The 15,522-nt window shown below is 48.7% G+C and carries 15 protein-coding genes and 1 pseudogene; 10 read left to right on the top strand and 6 right to left on the bottom strand.

Translation table 11 applies throughout. The annotated features are described in order from the left end of the window. Nucleotides 1-111: 111 nt before the first annotated feature. Nucleotides 112-1,812 carry a methyl-accepting chemotaxis protein gene (locus WH37_RS16750; RefSeq protein ID WP_046231750.1) on the top strand — a complete coding sequence of 567 codons (1,701 nt, stop codon included), beginning with the start codon at nucleotides 112-114 and terminating at the stop codon, nucleotides 1,810-1,812. A gap of 170 nt (nucleotides 1,813-1,982) precedes the next feature. Here the strand turns inward: WH37_RS16750 and WH37_RS16745 are convergent, their stop codons facing one another. Both WH37_RS16745 and WH37_RS16740 read right to left on the bottom strand, forming a co-directional pair. After that, nucleotides 1,983-2,345 carry a nuclear transport factor 2 family protein gene (locus tag WH37_RS16745; protein ID WP_046231749.1) on the bottom strand — a complete coding sequence of 121 codons (363 nt, stop codon included), beginning with the start codon at nucleotides 2,343-2,345 and terminating at the stop codon, nucleotides 1,983-1,985. A gap of 29 nt (nucleotides 2,346-2,374) precedes the next feature. After that, nucleotides 2,375-3,169 carry an SDR family oxidoreductase gene (locus WH37_RS16740; RefSeq protein WP_046231748.1) on the bottom strand — a complete coding sequence of 265 codons (795 nt, stop codon included), beginning with the start codon at nucleotides 3,167-3,169 and terminating at the stop codon, nucleotides 2,375-2,377. A 173-nt stretch (nucleotides 3,170-3,342) separates the two neighbouring features. Between WH37_RS16740 and WH37_RS16735 the strand changes: the two genes are divergently transcribed. Then, nucleotides 3,343-4,236: a LysR family transcriptional regulator gene (locus tag WH37_RS16735; RefSeq protein ID WP_231594259.1), complete on the top strand. Its 894-nt coding sequence runs from the start codon at nucleotides 3,343-3,345 to the stop codon at nucleotides 4,234-4,236. Between the two features lie 226 nt (nucleotides 4,237-4,462). Here WH37_RS16735 and WH37_RS35610 read toward each other — a convergent pair whose 3' ends face one another. Then, entirely contained in the window at nucleotides 4,463-4,741 is a 279-nt protein-coding gene (locus WH37_RS35610; RefSeq protein WP_046231746.1) for a TetR/AcrR family transcriptional regulator C-terminal domain-containing protein, read from the bottom strand. A gap of 153 nt (nucleotides 4,742-4,894) precedes the next feature. After that, nucleotides 4,895-5,020 (bottom strand): annotated as a pseudogene (locus WH37_RS37435) (TetR/AcrR family transcriptional regulator); the annotation flags it as partial. 197 nt (nucleotides 5,021-5,217) lie between these two features. Here WH37_RS37435 and WH37_RS16725 point away from each other — a divergent pair. Continuing rightward, nucleotides 5,218-6,150 (top strand): NADPH-dependent F420 reductase, encoded by a 933-nt coding sequence (locus WH37_RS16725; protein ID WP_269431321.1) that lies wholly within the window; start codon nucleotides 5,218-5,220, stop codon nucleotides 6,148-6,150. Nucleotides 6,151-6,270: 120 nt separating this feature from the next. Here the strand turns inward: WH37_RS16725 and WH37_RS16720 are convergent, their stop codons facing one another. Beyond that, a complete protein-coding gene (locus WH37_RS16720; RefSeq protein ID WP_231594258.1) occupies nucleotides 6,271-7,071 on the bottom strand; it encodes an AraC family transcriptional regulator in 801 nt (266 codons plus the stop codon). A 209-nt stretch (nucleotides 7,072-7,280) separates the two neighbouring features. Between WH37_RS16720 and tnpB the strand changes: the two genes are divergently transcribed. The 7 genes from tnpB to WH37_RS16685 all read left to right on the top strand — a co-directional run bounded on the left by tnpB (nucleotide 7,281) and on the right by WH37_RS16685 (nucleotide 13,885). After that, complete coding sequence (tnpB, locus tag WH37_RS16715) at nucleotides 7,281-8,369, top strand: IS200/IS605 family element RNA-guided endonuclease TnpB (RefSeq protein ID WP_082110859.1); 1,089 nt, start codon at nucleotides 7,281-7,283, stop codon at nucleotides 8,367-8,369. A 220-nt stretch (nucleotides 8,370-8,589) separates the two neighbouring features. After that, nucleotides 8,590-9,039: an SRPBCC domain-containing protein gene (locus WH37_RS16710; protein ID WP_046231743.1), complete on the top strand. Its 450-nt coding sequence runs from the start codon at nucleotides 8,590-8,592 to the stop codon at nucleotides 9,037-9,039. Between the two features lie 315 nt (nucleotides 9,040-9,354). Next, entirely contained in the window at nucleotides 9,355-10,029 is a 675-nt protein-coding gene (locus WH37_RS16705) for a response regulator transcription factor (RefSeq protein WP_046231742.1), read from the top strand. Then, nucleotides 10,026-11,453: a sensor histidine kinase gene (locus tag WH37_RS16700; protein ID WP_046231741.1), complete on the top strand. Its 1,428-nt coding sequence runs from the start codon at nucleotides 10,026-10,028 to the stop codon at nucleotides 11,451-11,453. The genes WH37_RS16705 and WH37_RS16700 overlap by 4 nt, the downstream gene beginning before the upstream one ends. A gap of 59 nt (nucleotides 11,454-11,512) precedes the next feature. Beyond that, nucleotides 11,513-12,427 (top strand): ABC transporter ATP-binding protein, encoded by a 915-nt coding sequence (locus tag WH37_RS16695; protein WP_046231740.1) that lies wholly within the window; start codon nucleotides 11,513-11,515, stop codon nucleotides 12,425-12,427. Continuing rightward, entirely contained in the window at nucleotides 12,427-13,146 is a 720-nt protein-coding gene (locus tag WH37_RS16690) for an ABC transporter permease (protein WP_331458058.1), read from the top strand. The genes WH37_RS16695 and WH37_RS16690 overlap by 1 nt, the downstream gene beginning before the upstream one ends. Nucleotide 13,147: 1 nt before the next feature. Continuing rightward, nucleotides 13,148-13,885: an ABC transporter permease gene (locus tag WH37_RS16685; protein ID WP_046231739.1), complete on the top strand. Its 738-nt coding sequence runs from the start codon at nucleotides 13,148-13,150 to the stop codon at nucleotides 13,883-13,885. Nucleotides 13,886-14,063: 178 nt separating this feature from the next. On the opposite strand, the gene WH37_RS16680 is transcribed toward WH37_RS16685, so the two are convergent. Further along, a complete protein-coding gene (locus WH37_RS16680; protein WP_046231738.1) occupies nucleotides 14,064-15,485 on the bottom strand; it encodes an MFS transporter in 1,422 nt (473 codons plus the stop codon). Between the last annotated feature and the right edge of the window lie 37 nt (nucleotides 15,486-15,522).

Here is a 15,522-nt window from a genome sequence, read left to right as displayed (position 1 = left end):
GAAAAATCCAGCACATCTTGCTCAAGTGCAGAAAAATTATTATGTCAGCGTATTCACTCCCTCCTTGAGAATGTCGATATACATATCACACAGATCATGAGGAGTGAATTTATGAGATTTAGTATTCGATTTAAATTACTTGCGGGCTTTATTTCGGTAGCGTTATTGCTCGTTTTAACAGGGGTAATCGCGATATTTGCCATGAGTGGAATGGGCGACAAAGCAAGGGAAATGAATGATAGATGGATGCCAAGCGTCGCGCTTCTCGCTATTTTAAATGGGGAAGTGTCTGACATTGAACGGCTTGCCCTGAATATCATTGTCGAGACGGATGCAGATGAAGTTGACAAGATGGATAGTGCTTTGAATGATCTTCTCGACAAAATTAAAACCGAACGTGAGCAATATGCAGCGATGGCCCAAACGGAAGAGGAAAAGATGTTGTTCGAAGAATTCGGGAAAAGTTTGGATCTTTATTTGGCCAAAATGCCTGAGTTTGTCGCATACGGCAAAGAAAATAACTTTGACAGGGCGAGCGAGCTGCATACGACAGCCTACCCGCTCTGGTATACGGCCAATGAGAATATTACCAAGCTGATACAGCTCGGTATAGAAGGATCGACAACCGCTGCAGACGAGTCGGTTGACTTGGCTGTGACCAGCACGAATGCCATTACGGCTGTAGTCATCTTCGCGGTACTGCTGGCGTTGGTCATTGCTTACTTAATTGCGCAGATGGTATCCAAGGCAGTACTGAAAGTAAGCAGAGCTGCGGAGCAAATTGCGGGAGGCGATCTAACCGGCGAGATGATCGTCATTAAAAACCGCGATGAAATTGGCGATTTGGCTAAATCCTTTAATGCAATGACTCACAGTCTGCGCGAGGTCATTAATTCGGTCTCCATGACCTCCTCGCTCGTTGCGGCTTCCTCCGAGGAGCTGATGGCAAGCGCTGAGCAGAACAGCAAGGCATCGGAGCAAATTTCCGAGACGGTGGAGGAGCTGGCTGTCGGAACAAGCGAGCAGGTCGATATGGTGAAGCGTTCCTCCCAAGCGATCGAAGAAATGTCGATTGGCGTCGAGCAGATCGCATTGCGTGCGCAAAGCGTATCTACCTCGGCACTCGATGCGGCCGCCCAATCGTCAGAAGGCAACCGGACGATTCAACAGGCCGTCGTGCAAATGGACTCCATTCAGCGTTCGATTTCCTCACTTGCTGAGCTGGTTACTGGACTCGGCGAGCGTTCGGATGAGATTGGCAAAATTACCGATGTCATTACCGCCATTGCAACGCAAACCAATCTGCTTGCTCTGAATGCTGCGATTGAAGCGGCAAGAGCAGGCGACCACGGTCGCGGTTTTGCGGTCGTAGCGGATGAGGTCCGCAAGCTGGCGGAGCAATCGTCCGCTTCGGCCCTGCAAATTACCGGAATTGTCAGCGTTATTCAGAAGGACACGATTAATGCAGTCCAAGCTGTGACGATGAATAGGCAAGAGGTTTCGCAAGGGATCGCGGTTGTGACGAATGCGGGAGAAGCGTTTGAGCAAATTTTGGATGCCGTTAACAAGGTGGCTGGTGAAATCCAGGAGGTTTCGGCTAGTGCGGAGCAAATGGCGGCAAGCACGGATGAGGTTGTCGGCTTCGTGAAGCAGATCTCCCACATTGCGGAGGAAGCTTCAGGTGGTGCGCATAATGTGTCCGCAGCGACAGAGGAACAGCTTGCTTCGATGGAGGAAATTGCTTCTTCAGCGGCATCGTTGTCCAGCATGGCTGAGGAGCTTCAGGATAAAATCAGCAGGTTCAAAGTATAAGCGAATGATCGCTCTTAAGCTTCATTTGAAATAAAAGCAAAGAGACAGCTCCCAGCAGCATAGGGTGGCTGTCTCTTTGCTATTGAGCTCGACCATTGCTGTTAAGTTTATCGAATTTAAACTCGCTCGAATCAACTTCTTTTCATTCAAACTTTGCCTGATTGATTTCTTTAAGCTCTTTTGTGATCGTTTAGAAAAATGGATAAGCTCACAATTTTATCATCTACAATACGGAAATGATAATCGAGTAATAACGGATCGGGTAACCCTGTTTTGTCGTAAGTTCCTTCCACCTTGCATGTTACAATAACCTCATCCTTATTTTCTTTTACTGCTTTAGGCTCTAACGTTACGTTTGCTCCAAAATGGTATTGATCACTCCATTTTTTAATCTCTTTTTTGCCAATCCGCTTTTTTCCTTCATCCAACACAACGGCATCTTCTGAAAAGCAATTTATAAATGCTTCCGGATCGGGCTTATTCGATGCATCCATATATTTACGGATCACAGTAGGAATTTGAATGATTTCCATTGTTTCTCCCCCTTAGTTAGTTTGAATAATTAAACGGTAGGAATGGTTCCGCCATCAATGACATATTCGCTTCCTGTAATGGATGCTGCACGGTCAGAAACCAAAAATGCAACCAACTCAGCGACTTCTTCAGGAAATCCTGGCCGGCCAATTGGAATGCCTCCGAGCGAATCCATAAGCTGCTGAAGCGCACTTTCTCTGCTTCCCGTTGCAGTTGCCATCCGCTCAATCAACGCATCTGCTGCCTCAGTCTGAATAAAACCAGGAGACAATGAATTAATACGAATACCACGGGGAGAAAATTCATTAGACAGCCCTTTGCTGTAATTAGCGAGAGCAGCTTTAGCTGCTGCATAAGCTAATGTAGTTTCATAAAGAGGCAATCTTCTTTGGATTGAGGTGAAATGAAGAATAACACCTGATTTATTTTCCAACATGAGTGGAGTTAAGCCGCGATCAAGCCTCACTGCGGCCAGAAGATTCCAATTTAATGCCTGCAGCCAATCTTCATCGCTAAGGACAAGTGCGCCTCCTGGTGGAGTAGATGATCCGCCTACACAATGGACAATAATATCGATACCGCCAAGCTGTTCTTTCACTGCTGCGATCACTTGCTCTACTCCTGCAGGTGACGCAATATCGGCTTGAACAAATTTAACCGAAGCGGGCATGTCAGCAGATACGGAACGGGCTGTTGTCAAGACAGTGGCCCCGCTGCTTGCTAGCCTCTTCACAACAGCTTGTCCCATTCCTTTTGTACCGCCAGTTACAAGCACTTTCTTGCCTTTAAATTCTGTTGCCGAGTACTCAAATGTTCTACTCATATCTATTCCTCCTTATGATGGATAACCGAATCCGCTTGTTCAGCGCTCAGTCCCTTAAACGGTTATGCGATGTTCAAGAGGAGCTAGATATAATAGTACACTTGACTCTTTTATAAAGTCCAATCTATTATAATAATGAAAATGATGAATAATATTAATATAAAGAAGGTCATATGATGGAGCTTACACAATTAGAGTACTTTATGACGGTTGCACGCTTAGAACACATGACGATGGCTTCAAAGACACTCGGTATTACCCAGCCAGCGCTAAGTCATGCGATTGCCAAGCTTGAGAACGAAATCGGGGCTCCCTTGTTTGAGCGTAATGGACGAAATGTGAAGCTGAACCGTAATGGCGCCATGTTCTCTAAATGGATCGGCAAAGCCTTGCAAAACATTGAAAGCGGCATAAAAGAAATCGAAGAATGGTCTAACCCGGATACGGGCGTTATTACTTTATCCTATCTCAATATCCTTGGTGTTGACTTAATCCCCCATTTAGTCCGCAGCTATCAATTAGACTATCCCAAAGTTCGCTTTGAATTGACACAAGGGAATCTTGGAGATATAGATGAACATTTGGAACAAGGACATTCGGATCTTATGATTACATCGAAGGAATCTACTTTAGACAATCATAAATGGATGATTATCCAGAAGGTCCCCTTGTATATTGTTGTATCCTCCCAGCACCATTTAGCGAATCGATCAGCATTGAGTTTGGCAGAGCTTTCGGGCGAACCATTCATTGGTTTGAAAAACAATTGCGGATTAAAAGCGACGATTATGTCGCGTTTCCAACATACTGGTTTTGTACTTGATTCGGCGTATGAAGCCGAGGACTTAATCACAGTAGCCGGCTTTGTTAAGTCAAATCTTGGTGTATCTGTCCTGCCTAAGACTATGGGATTGATGTTAAACGAACTTGTTTGGATTCCGATTACTGATGATGGCTGGTATTGGGAAATAGGCTTAAAGTGGAGGGAGGATCGTCATATTTCTCCGGCTGCCAAGCGGTTTATTGCATTTGTTGAAAATGAGCAGCAGTCGGCTGATTTGCAATAACTCAACACTTTTACAAAAAAGTGGATGAATTACGCGCTTGTATGAAAAATTCACTCTAGGATAAAGCGCCTTTAAGTTGGAAATACGACTATTGTAAAATAATCGTACAACTTGGAGGTGTTTTATCCTTGTTTCATTAACGGGGAGCACTTTCGTAGGATACATCACTTGCGGGGTGTTGTTATGACATATCCAGTTGGAGAGGGGATTCCCTGACTCATATCGGTCATTGAAGGCCTCGTACAAGCACTTCCACCGATTTCTCTTCCGTTTTCACGATATCGTAGGCAGAGTCGGATTGGCACCAGGTGACCAAAGCTCCCGTGATATAGGTGTATAAATAATTTACGATTTCTTCTCTGGACAATTCGCCGGTGAACAGCGATCGGGATAGCCCTTCGTCCACGATTTCATACAGCAGCTCCGGCTTCAAACAGTCCGCCAAATAAGAGGAGTCGTCCGGCGATGTCGAGGACAAATTGACGATATGCGCCAGTTTCGCCAATTCTGCTCCTGCGACCGACGAAAAGCTTAAAGCGATGACAACAAAGGCTTTCAGCTTGTCTATCGGGGCAGCTGCTGGATGTTCGCTTGCATACTGCTGGAATTGTTCATTTATATATTCGCTGATATCATCGCGGTATAATTGTTTGACAATAGCCTCTTTCGACTTGTAATGAATGTAAAAAGCACCTTTGGAAAGGCCACATTTCGCGCAGATTTCGTCTACTGTAACCTGGTTGTAGCCTTTGGCTAAAATGAGCTCTTTGGCTACAGAAAATATTTTCTTTTTCGTTTGTTTCCCCTTGAGTTACCGCTTCGTTTCCGCCGTTTTCATGTCTTCCCTCCTCTGTAGGTTCAAGGTCAACTTCCCATTCGTCCAATGAACATCTATAACTATAATGCATTTTTTTTGTCGATGTCAAAGCATATAGTCTGGCAACGAAGGATTGATATTTAAAAGTGACCGCAGTACACTGACTGTGGTCACTTTTAGGTTCCGGAACAGCAAATAAGCCAAATTGGGCGAAAGGAAGGTTTAACAATATGAAGATCGCTATCATCGGAACAGGACGTATCGGGGGGAACCTCGCCAGACAATTTACGAAATGGGGGCATGCTGTTGCCATCGCCAATTCCGGCAATGCTCAAGCCCTGCAAAATTTGGCGCAAGAGACAGGGGCGAAGCTGGCAACAATTCAGGACGTTGCCGAAGGTGCGGAGGTCGTGATCATCTCTATCCCGATAAAACGAATTCCGAGCCTGCCGTCTGGATTTCTGGACAAGGCCGCTCCGAGCGTGGTCGTCATTGATACGAACAACTATTATCCATTTATGCATCGCGACGGCGTGATCGAGGAGATCGAAAAAGGCCTTCCCGAAAGCCGTTGGGTGGAGCAGCAAATTAAACGCCCGGTCATTAAGGCATTCAATGCGACCCCGTGGTATAACTTGACTTGGGGTGTGCCGGCGGGAACCCCGGGCCGTCTGGCCCTGCCTGTCGCCGGAGACGATTCCGCGGCGAAAGCCATTGTTTTCAAACTGGTCGATCAGGTAGGGTTCGACCCCGTCGATGCCGGCGGTTTGGATGAGTCTTGGCGCCTGCAACCGGGCAAGCCGGTCTATTGCGTCGATCTTGATGTATCAGGGGTGCAACAGGCGCTCGCTGCGGCGAGCCCGGAACGCGGTCCGGAATTAACAGGGTCCCACCTTAGCAAGGAAGTGATTCAAGCAGCACACGAGCAGCAAAGCGCGTTTTACGAGAAATACTTTAAAGCCTGCCTGCTGCTCGCGGAAGCGAACGATTGGACGGAAGCAAAAGCGACCAAGGCGCTGCATCTGCGATTTGAGAAAGGCGATAAGTCTCCAGACGATATTTTGAACTTCGTGCTGGAACAGCAACGACTTGATTGATGCCATGGTCGAATAAGACAATACCGGTTCGAGCGATCCATAAAATCGTATTCAGCATCATTCTATTATCATTGGCTAGTTTGGCTACCTTGTTTTTTCACTTGGAGGGCAAAAAGCCGTTTATGATTTCCTATTGCTATTGCTGGCATATTGTTCTGGCGTGACGCCGATAACGGCTTTAAAATCTTTAATAAAATGCGATTGGTCGTGGTAGCCAAGCTCAAGCGACAGCTGCGTCCAATCGTGGCTAGGACTGCGATCCAGCGTTTCAGCCGCATTTTGCAGCCGATACAGCTGAATGACCCATTTTGGCGTAACGCCGACATATTGATCGAATAAACGCTGCAGCGTTCTTTTGTTGATATGAAAAGCCGCACATAGCTGGTCGACCTTCGTAACGTCGCGCTGTGCCATAATCCAATCGACCATCTGATTAATGAGCGTGACCGACTCATCCTGTACGGGCAGCTTCGGTTTAATGAAGCGCTCGGCAAGCTCGATCATCGCCGCTTCCCCTTCCTGTGACAGCAGCAGTTCCTCCATGGCTGGCCCATCAACATCGAAAATATCACGGATGTCCAGCGGGCGATCAGCTAGAGCGGACACCGGCTGCTGCATAAAAGGATAGAAGCCGCCAGGGCGAAATTTTGCCCCGAACACGCAGCCTTTGCCTTCAACGAGATAACTATACTTCTGCTTGGCTGCGCCGAAAATACCGCTTCTTCCCTGCTGAACAATAAGGTTCACGCAAGGGTTAGGCACAACTTCCTGCAAATATTGTTTCTGCTCAGACAAGTCCCAGCTGACGATCCAGAAATGCTTGACGAAAAAAGCAATATCCTCGGAAGGCGCGTAACGCGTAAGCTGAAAATTTTTCTCCCCCTCCTGCAAATGGAGAAGGCCCATACTCGGTCGTTGCATGCTTGCGCTCATCATAGATTCCTCCGCAGTCCATTGTCGTTGTCGCGTTTTTACAATACATGCTGCTGCTTGCACATTATAATAATTTTATCAACAAAAGCTGAGAAGACTCTTTCCTCTATAGGGAGGAGATGAATCGGCAGTTTGTGCATTTTGTACGAACAGATGTGCTATAATTATAATAACATATATGGAAGGAGGTGGGTGGCGTGTTGGTGCATAAAGCTTATAAATATCGGATCTATCCGAATGAAAAACAACAAACTCTGATTCATCAGATGTTTGGCTGTTGCCGTTTTGTATACAATCATTTCTTGGGCTTATGGAATGATACCTATACGGCAACAGGCAAAGGATTATCCTACAACACTTGTGCCACCCAACTTCCTGCCTTAAAACAAGCACATGAGTGGTTGAAATTTTTCGATAGTATTGCGTTGCAATCGGCAGTTCGAAACGTGGCGGATAGCTTTGATCGATTCATTAAGAAACAAAATCAAGCTCCACGTTTCAAGAGCCGTAAGCATCCTGTTCAAAGCTACACCACTAAATATACGAATGGCAATTTGGCTATCGAAGGGGATCAACTCAAGCTTCCGAAATTGGGCTGGCTACGCTTTGCCAACTCCAAGGCGACAGAAGGACGCATTCTATCTGCAACGGTTAGGCGGAATGCGGCAGGAAAGTATTTCGCATCTATCGTCTGTGAAGTCGAGGTTCAACCTTTGCCGCAAACCGACAAACATATCGGTATTGACTTAGGACTCAAAGCGTTTGCTGTATGCTCCGATGGCATGCGGGTTGCCAATCCTAAAGCGTTTCGAAAGCACGAAAACAGATTGGCGATGTGGCAACGCCGCATGGCTCGTCGCTCAAAAGGCGGCTCTAATTGGCAAAAAGCTAAAAATAAAGTAGCTCAAATTCATGAAAAAATTGCAAATGTTCGTCATGATTTTTTGCATCAACTCACAACGCAGCTGATTCGTGAAAACCAAACGATCAGTATCGAAGACTTAAAAGTGACAAACATGCTTAAAAACCATAAGTTAGCCAAATCCATTAGCGATGCGGCCTGGGGTGAATTCGAACGTCAGTTATCGTATAAATCGCAGTGGTACGGACGCACCGTGAAGTTCGCAGACACATTTGCTCCAACGAGCCAAACGTGTCATGTGTGTGGATTCATCCATAAAGAAGTGAAAAACCTTAGTGTGCGACAGTGGGAATGCCCTCCATGTGGTACCGTTCATGATCGGGATGAAAATGCCGCACAAAATATAAAAGACGTTGCAGTATAAACTACAACACCATGAACTGTGGGAACTGCAATAGCAGATTTCCTGCGAAAACTGCGGGAACCGCAGGGATCGCTTGGTTAATTTTGCTTCGTAAGAGCAACTACCCAAGAATCCCCCACTTCAAGCGTTAGCTAAGTGGTGGGAGCGTTCAACATAGCCAAGCATACTAGCAATATAAGTAAAAAGGTCAGCCCATTCACGATTGCGAAGGAGTGTAGGTATGGATTTGAAATATGATTTTTATATTAATGCCGAGCCGGAGGATGTTTGGAATGCGTTCATGAAGCCGGAAAACACGCGCAAAATCTTTTTTGGCAGCACGCTGCATTCGACCTTTGAGCCAGGCGCCCGTTATGAATACATTGGCCCGAATGAGAAGGGCGAAGAGGTTGTGCATGTATACGGAACGGTGCTGGAGTTCACGCCAAATGAGCTGTTCAGCTGTACAGAGCATCCGGGGCCTTCATACCGTGAAAATCATGCGGAGCTGGAGACGCGGCTTACATTGTCGCTTGAGAAGGTCGGCGGCTGCACGAAGCTGACGCTGGTGAACGATCAATGGCCGGCTGACCATCCGTCGTATGAAAATACGAAGGCGAGCTGGTGGATGATTCTCAGCAATATTAAGACGCTGGCGGAGACGGGCAAGACGCTTGATTTTGGCTGGTAAGCGCACAAATGTAATGGGATAAAGAGTTAGAGCGGTAGAGGCATTTTTTGCAAAAAAAGCAAGGATGTATCCGCGTTCAGCGGAAAAGAACCAGAGCCATAGGCGGTTTTGGTTCTTTTTTGCGATTTAAAGTAAGAATAACGAGTCAGCTTGGTTTGGCTAAACTTCTTTACAAACCCTAAGAACAAGGTAATATGGAAGCTATATACATACAAACGATCAGGGGGATGAATTTATGCGTATAAAGCTTGAGGAATGGAATGAGATTGCTAGGTAATATTTTCAAAGTGCTGCAGCTTGGGAGGGGAATCCACGATGAGTGTAAAGCTTTTATATATTGAGGATGACAAAGAAATTGGGGAGTTCGTTTATGTTCATTTGAAGGAGCAGGGCTATGAGGTGTTGTGGCTGCCCAGCGGTGAACGGGCGCTGGAGGAGGCAGCAGGCTGTGGGCTGGCGATTTTGGATGTGATGCTGCCGGGTCTGGATGGATTTACGGTTGGGCAGCGGTTGAAAAAGGCCGACCCGAGCCTGCCGATTCTGATGTTGTCCGCGCGGACAGCGATTGATGACAAGCTGCAAGGCTTGCAATTTGCCGATGATTATTTGACCAAGCCCTTTCATCCCGATGAGCTGACGGCAAGGGTCGAGGTTCTGCTGCGCCGCTTTGCGAGCGTTGCGGCTGAACCGCTGGCGGTGAAGCATTGGCTCGTGTATGAGCAGGAGAACCGAATTGAAAATCGGGAGACTGGCGAAGAACTGATTTTGACGGGCAAGCAGTTTCAAATTTTCTCTTATCTGCTGCGCCATTTGGGGCAGATTATGACGAAGGAGCAAATTTACGAGGGCGTATGGGGCGAAGCTTACCTGGAAGGGGACAAGACGCTGATGGTGCATATCCGCTATTTGCGCGAGAAGCTGGAGAAGGACCCGGCTCATCCCGAAATCATTGAAACGGTGCGGGGCATCGGATATCGGGTGAAGCCGTGAAGCGGGATAAGAAAGAGCGGCGGGCACGCAAAGGTGGCCGTTTTTTTCAATCGCTGCAATCCAGATATTTGCTTATTATCTTATCGGCGTTTCTGTTTGTGCCGATTGTGTTTCCAGTGGCGACGATTTTGTATTATTTGCTGGGGGTTTTCGTTCAACAGCAGGATATGCAGGAGCTCAAATACGGCAACACCAGTCAAATTGAGCAAATGTTTCATCAGCAAGCGGCTGAGCTCTCCGGTGCATCCAACCAGCACATCAGTGACACGATGCACAAGCTGCGGGAGCGCTATCCTGATGCTTCCTTCTTTTGGGTCGATGGAGAGGGAGAGACCAAGCTGGAGCTTGGTGGGCAGATCGAACTGCCAGCGATTTGGTCGAATGAGGATAGCATCCAGTTTATGAAGGAATATACCGGCTCGGATACGTTTACGGTTTTAGCATTTATCGGGGATAAGCCGCTTGGTCAAGGCTTTATGGCGATGCAATTACCGCGTTCGCTTGTGCAAAGTAACACGCGGCTCATTTTCGAAGCCCCTTTTTATATTCTTTTTTTAATCCTAGTGTTCCTGTTTTTCGTGGCTTTGTCGCTGCTGTTCTTCCGCCATATTCGCAGGCGCCTGCTGCGTTTGCAGGCCGCTATGACGAGGCAGGGGGAGGAAGGGCTGCCGCTGCCGGTGGAGCAGGAGAAGCAGGATGAGATTGGACAGCTGGAAATCGCTTTTAACGAAATGATCCTGCAGCTTAGAGCGGGCAGGCAGCGGGAACGTGAAGAGGAGGAACTGCGCAAGGAGCTAATTGCGAATTTATCACATGATCTGCGAACACCGATGACGGTGATGGGCGGTCAGCTGTATACGCTGCACAAGGAGCCGCTCAGTCAGTCGGGACGGGAAACGGTGAAGCAGCTGGAAAATAAAATCGATACGGTCAGCAGCCTGATCGAAAATCTGCTCTCGTATACGTTGATGACCAGTGGACGGTATCCGCTTGAGCTGGCGTTGCAGGATGTGCTTCGGCTTGTCAGGGAAAGCGCAGCCTCCTGGTATCCGCTTTGGGAGCGCGAGGGCCTAGCGGTGGATATTGAATTGCCCGAGCAGCCGCTTGTCTGGAGCGTGGACAAGGAAGGTTTCCGCCGTATTTTGGACAATCTGTTCCAAAATGTCGTGCGCCACGCCGCGGAAGGCGGCTACATTGGCGTTGCGATGATACAGCATGGCGAGCAGTCGGCACTCGTCATTTCAGATCGGGGTCCCGGCACCCAGTCGGCCTCGAAAGAAAAAGGAGCAGGCATTGGCCTTGCGATTGTTCATTATTTGGTCCGCGAGATGGGGCTGGCATGGCATATCGACAGCTCGGCTGCTGGCACGCGCATTCTGATTTATCCGGAAGCAGCGGCGGATTATTTTTTAAACAAAATTTAAACAAAGCAGGTCTATGGTTTTAACCTTGATGCGTTATTCTAGCTTTCGAGGTGATAGACATGAACGAATGGGTCATTGAAACGAAGGGGCTTAGTAAAAAATATAAAGGGCGCTACGCCGTATCGGGTCTGAATTTGCGGATTGCCAAAGGCGACATTTACGGCTTTCTTGGGCCGAACGGCGCGGGCAAAACGACGACGATCCGCATGCTGCTTGGGCTGATTAAGCCGTCCAGCGGCAGCGTGCATATTTTCGGCAAAGCGATGCAAAAGGAACGGCTGGCGATACTCCGCAAGATCGGCTCGCTGGTAGAGTACCCGTCCTATTACGGGCATCTAACAGCCGCCGATAATTTGGAGGCGATTCGCCGAATTATTGATGCTCCGAAGACGAGAATTTCCGAAGTGCTGGATATCGTTGGTTTAACGAAAGAAGCCCGGCGGCCTGTAAAGGGTTATTCGCTCGGCATGAAGCAGCGCCTTGGCATCGCCAGCGCGTTGCTGGGCAATCCGGAGCTGCTGATTTTGGACGAGCCGACGAACGGCCTCGATCCATCCGGCATTTTGGAAATTCGCGAGCTTATTAAGCGCATGCCGCGGGAGCATGGCATTACGGTGCTCATCTCCAGCCATTTGCTGAGCGAGGTTGAGCAGATGGCGGGAACGGTGGGCATTGTCCGCCAGGGGGAGCTTGTTTTTCAAGATACGATTCAAAATTTGCAGCAGCAGGCACAAAGCTCGATTGTACTGCGGGTATCCGACCCGCAAGCAGCGCTGCTCACCTTGTATGAGCAGGGTTTGGACGCCGTCAGAGAGGGCTCGCTCATTACACTGGAAGGAATAAGCGATGCTGCCGCGGCGCAGATGGTCAATAATTTAGTAACGCGCAAGCATGAAGTGTACCGCATTGAGGAAAAAAGAAAGTCGCTGGAGGATCTCTTCCTGCAAATTGTCGGTGAAGGAGGGCATGCGTGATGGGCATGCTGACCAAAGCGTTATCCGCCGACTTTCTGAAAATCCGCCGCAAAGGGCTGTGGACGCTCATTATTTTTGCTCCTTTTGGCGTTGTATTGCTGCAAGCCGTCAATTTTGGGCTTCGTTATGACTATTTAGTCAAGGAGTATGCCGATGATTTATGGGGTGGGCTGCTGCATAACATCTTCATGTTTGTGCCGATCTCGCTGTTTCTCGGATGTGTGCTTGTCAGCTCGCTGCTGGCGAATGTGGAGCATGGCACAGGCTCTTGGAAGCAGCTGCTGGCACTGCCGATCTCTAGGCTTACTGTGTTTTCTGCGAAATTTGCGCTTAGCGCGATTTTGCTGGCCTGCTCCTGCCTGCTGCTCATGGTGTTCTCGATTGCCTTAGGTTTAGTGCTTGGGTTTGGCTGGCATTTTCCGCTGCCGGAGGTGCTGCGGCTAAGCTTTTATCCTTATGCAGGCGCGCTGCCCATGCTTGCATGCATGCTATGGCTCTGCATGACCTTTCGCAATCAGGGCCTCTCCATCAGTGCCGGAATCGTTACCGTGATTGCTTCGTTGTATCTTCCGGCAAAATATACGTGGCTGCCGCTGAATTGGCCGCTGCTCGCCTTCAGGAGCGAGCAGGGAGAGCTTTATATCGGCGCAGGAATATTGACCGGGCTTGTTATTTTTTTGCTGGGCTCCGTGCATTTTAGCCGAAAGGATGTGGTCTAGAATGGCTGCATTCATGAGGCTGCTGGCATCCGAGCGGCTTAAGCTGTCCCGCTCCTTCATCTGGCTGCTGGTTCCCATTAGTCCGCTGCTGAATCTTGTTCTAGGCGTTCTCTCCAATGAAATAGAGGGCACGCCTGCCGAGCAATATGAAGTCTTGTATTCATCTATGGCTTTGTTTCACGCGGTGCTGCTTCTGCCTATTTTGACAGGCGTCTTTGCAGCTTTCGTTTGCCGCTATGAGCATGCAGGGGGAGGCTGGAAGCAGCTGCTGGCGCTGCCTATATCGCGAAAATCGCTTTATTTCGCCAAGTTCTGGCTCGTTTCCGAGCTGCTCATCGGGGTGCAGCTGCTCTTCTTGGCAGCGGTGCTCATTACGGGAGCTGTTCGCGGTCTGCATGAAATTCCTTGGAATCTTATGCTGCCGGGTGTGCTGGGCGGCTGGCTCGCTTGCTTGCCATTAGCAGCGCTTCAGCTGTGGGCCTCCATTGGCTGGAGCAGCTTTGCAGCGCCGCTGACGATCAACGTCATGCTGACGCTGCCGAATATGCTGGTCATTAACTCAGCGGAATACGGCCCGTTCTATCCGTGGGCGCAGCCGACGATTGCGATGCTCGCGCTGGGCTCCGAAAATTACGGTGCCTTCACTATGCCTACAATGAACTTATTTATGACGATTATAGGCAGCTTTCTCGTATTTTTTATCGGCGGTCTGCTCTATTTTCGCGCTAAAGAAATATAATTGCGGATAACAGCTTGTTTACGAACACATCAAACACATGACAAATGTATAGCCACTGACTGTCATAAAGCTTCCTAGTTTCATACTAAAAAAACGTCTTTCCTTCGTTCACTATGAACGGAGAAAAGACGTTTTTTTACATTCGAACAGGCTTTGATTCAACCCGTGCAGCTCCACCTTACGGTTTGAGCTGCCGCTGCGCTTCCTGCTTCTTCAACAACGGCCTGACAACATACCAGAAATAAAGGGCGCTAATGAGCATAACGATGGCGGTAATGAGAAAAGGGAGCTGGACATTTTTCTGTTCCAGCATCAATCCTGTAGCATAGGCAGCCGCCGCGCCGCCGATACTGCGAAACAAGGAGCGCAGCCCCGCAAAGCTGTTGCGGTCCTCGTCCGGCAGCGACGACATCGTGTTGCTGTCGATCAGCGTATTAAGGAAAGCGAAGAGCCCGCCCCGCAGCAGCAGCGCGCCAGCGAACAGGCTAACCGAGCCTGTTACGGACAGCACCGCCGCACATATAATGGTAAGCGCGAACAGCAGCATATACGTCTTCACCTCGCCGAGCCTGGACAAGATTGAAGGCACCAGCAAAGTGCCGATGAACAAGAAAAAATAATTGGCTGCGAGCAGCGACGATACCGCTTCATTTTCCCAATCGAGCTGGTACTTTACGATGACGTTCAGGAAGGGCATGGTTAAAGCGCCTGCAATGCCGGATATGAAAATAAACCCGGACAGCAGCCAGACCTGCTTCGTCGGCAGCAGTTGAGCGAGTGAACGGGCAAATTTACGCGAAGCGGATTTTTCCACAACTGCCGCCCGATCCTCGCTACCAGCTCCCGTTTTCCTAGCATTCGCAGCAACTGTTGGCCGATCATCTCCCGGATGGTGCACCTCCCGCGTTTGCTGCTTCACCGCAGCGTGGCGGTCAGAAGGCAGCTTCAAGCCGCGAATGATCGCAAGCAGCAGCATGAATATCGCCGCCAGCCACAGCTGCGGCTCATAGTTGTCTTCAGGCGTGCCGAGCCAGCGAGGCAAATACCCGCCGAGCAGCGTGCCGCCGATGTTAAAGAACATAAACACAGCAAGAAACAGGCTGTAAGCCTGCGTTTCCGCTTCCCGTGACCGATTATATTGAAACAACAGCTGTGTTTCCGTCGCGACAATAAATACGATGCCGCAGGACAGCATAGCCTGAGCGCAATAATATAGAAGCAAGTGGTCGCTCACTGCAAACAGCGCAAAGCTGCCGGACATCAAGCTGATCCCGATGACCATAATGCGCTTTCGTCCCAGACGTCCTGCCAACATGCTGGCGGGAATGCCGACGGCTCCTCCAATTAAGGTGCTGACCGATGTCAGGTGACCGATTGCCTCTTCATTCACGCCCTTGGATAAAAAATATAAATTTAGCACCAGGCTCGATAGCCCCATGGTCATTCCAAAGCATATTTCGCTAAAAATCAGCCATTTTGCAGCGGGCGCAAGCTGTTTAATGGCCTTGCCGTATCCAAACATAACGATCCCCAATCTGATGTTGAACAGTGCTTTCGTTTTGCGACTATACTGCTGCCCAATTGAAATTTTAATATTCATGAAGTATACCATGCGCTGTTAGGAGCGTATAGAAGTC

The sequence above is a fragment of the Paenibacillus algorifonticola genome, assembly GCF_000971975.1.
Classification (GTDB): Bacteria; Bacillota; Bacilli; order Paenibacillales; family Paenibacillaceae; genus Pristimantibacillus; species Pristimantibacillus algorifonticola.
This window is presented reverse-complemented; position numbering and strand designations above follow the sequence as displayed.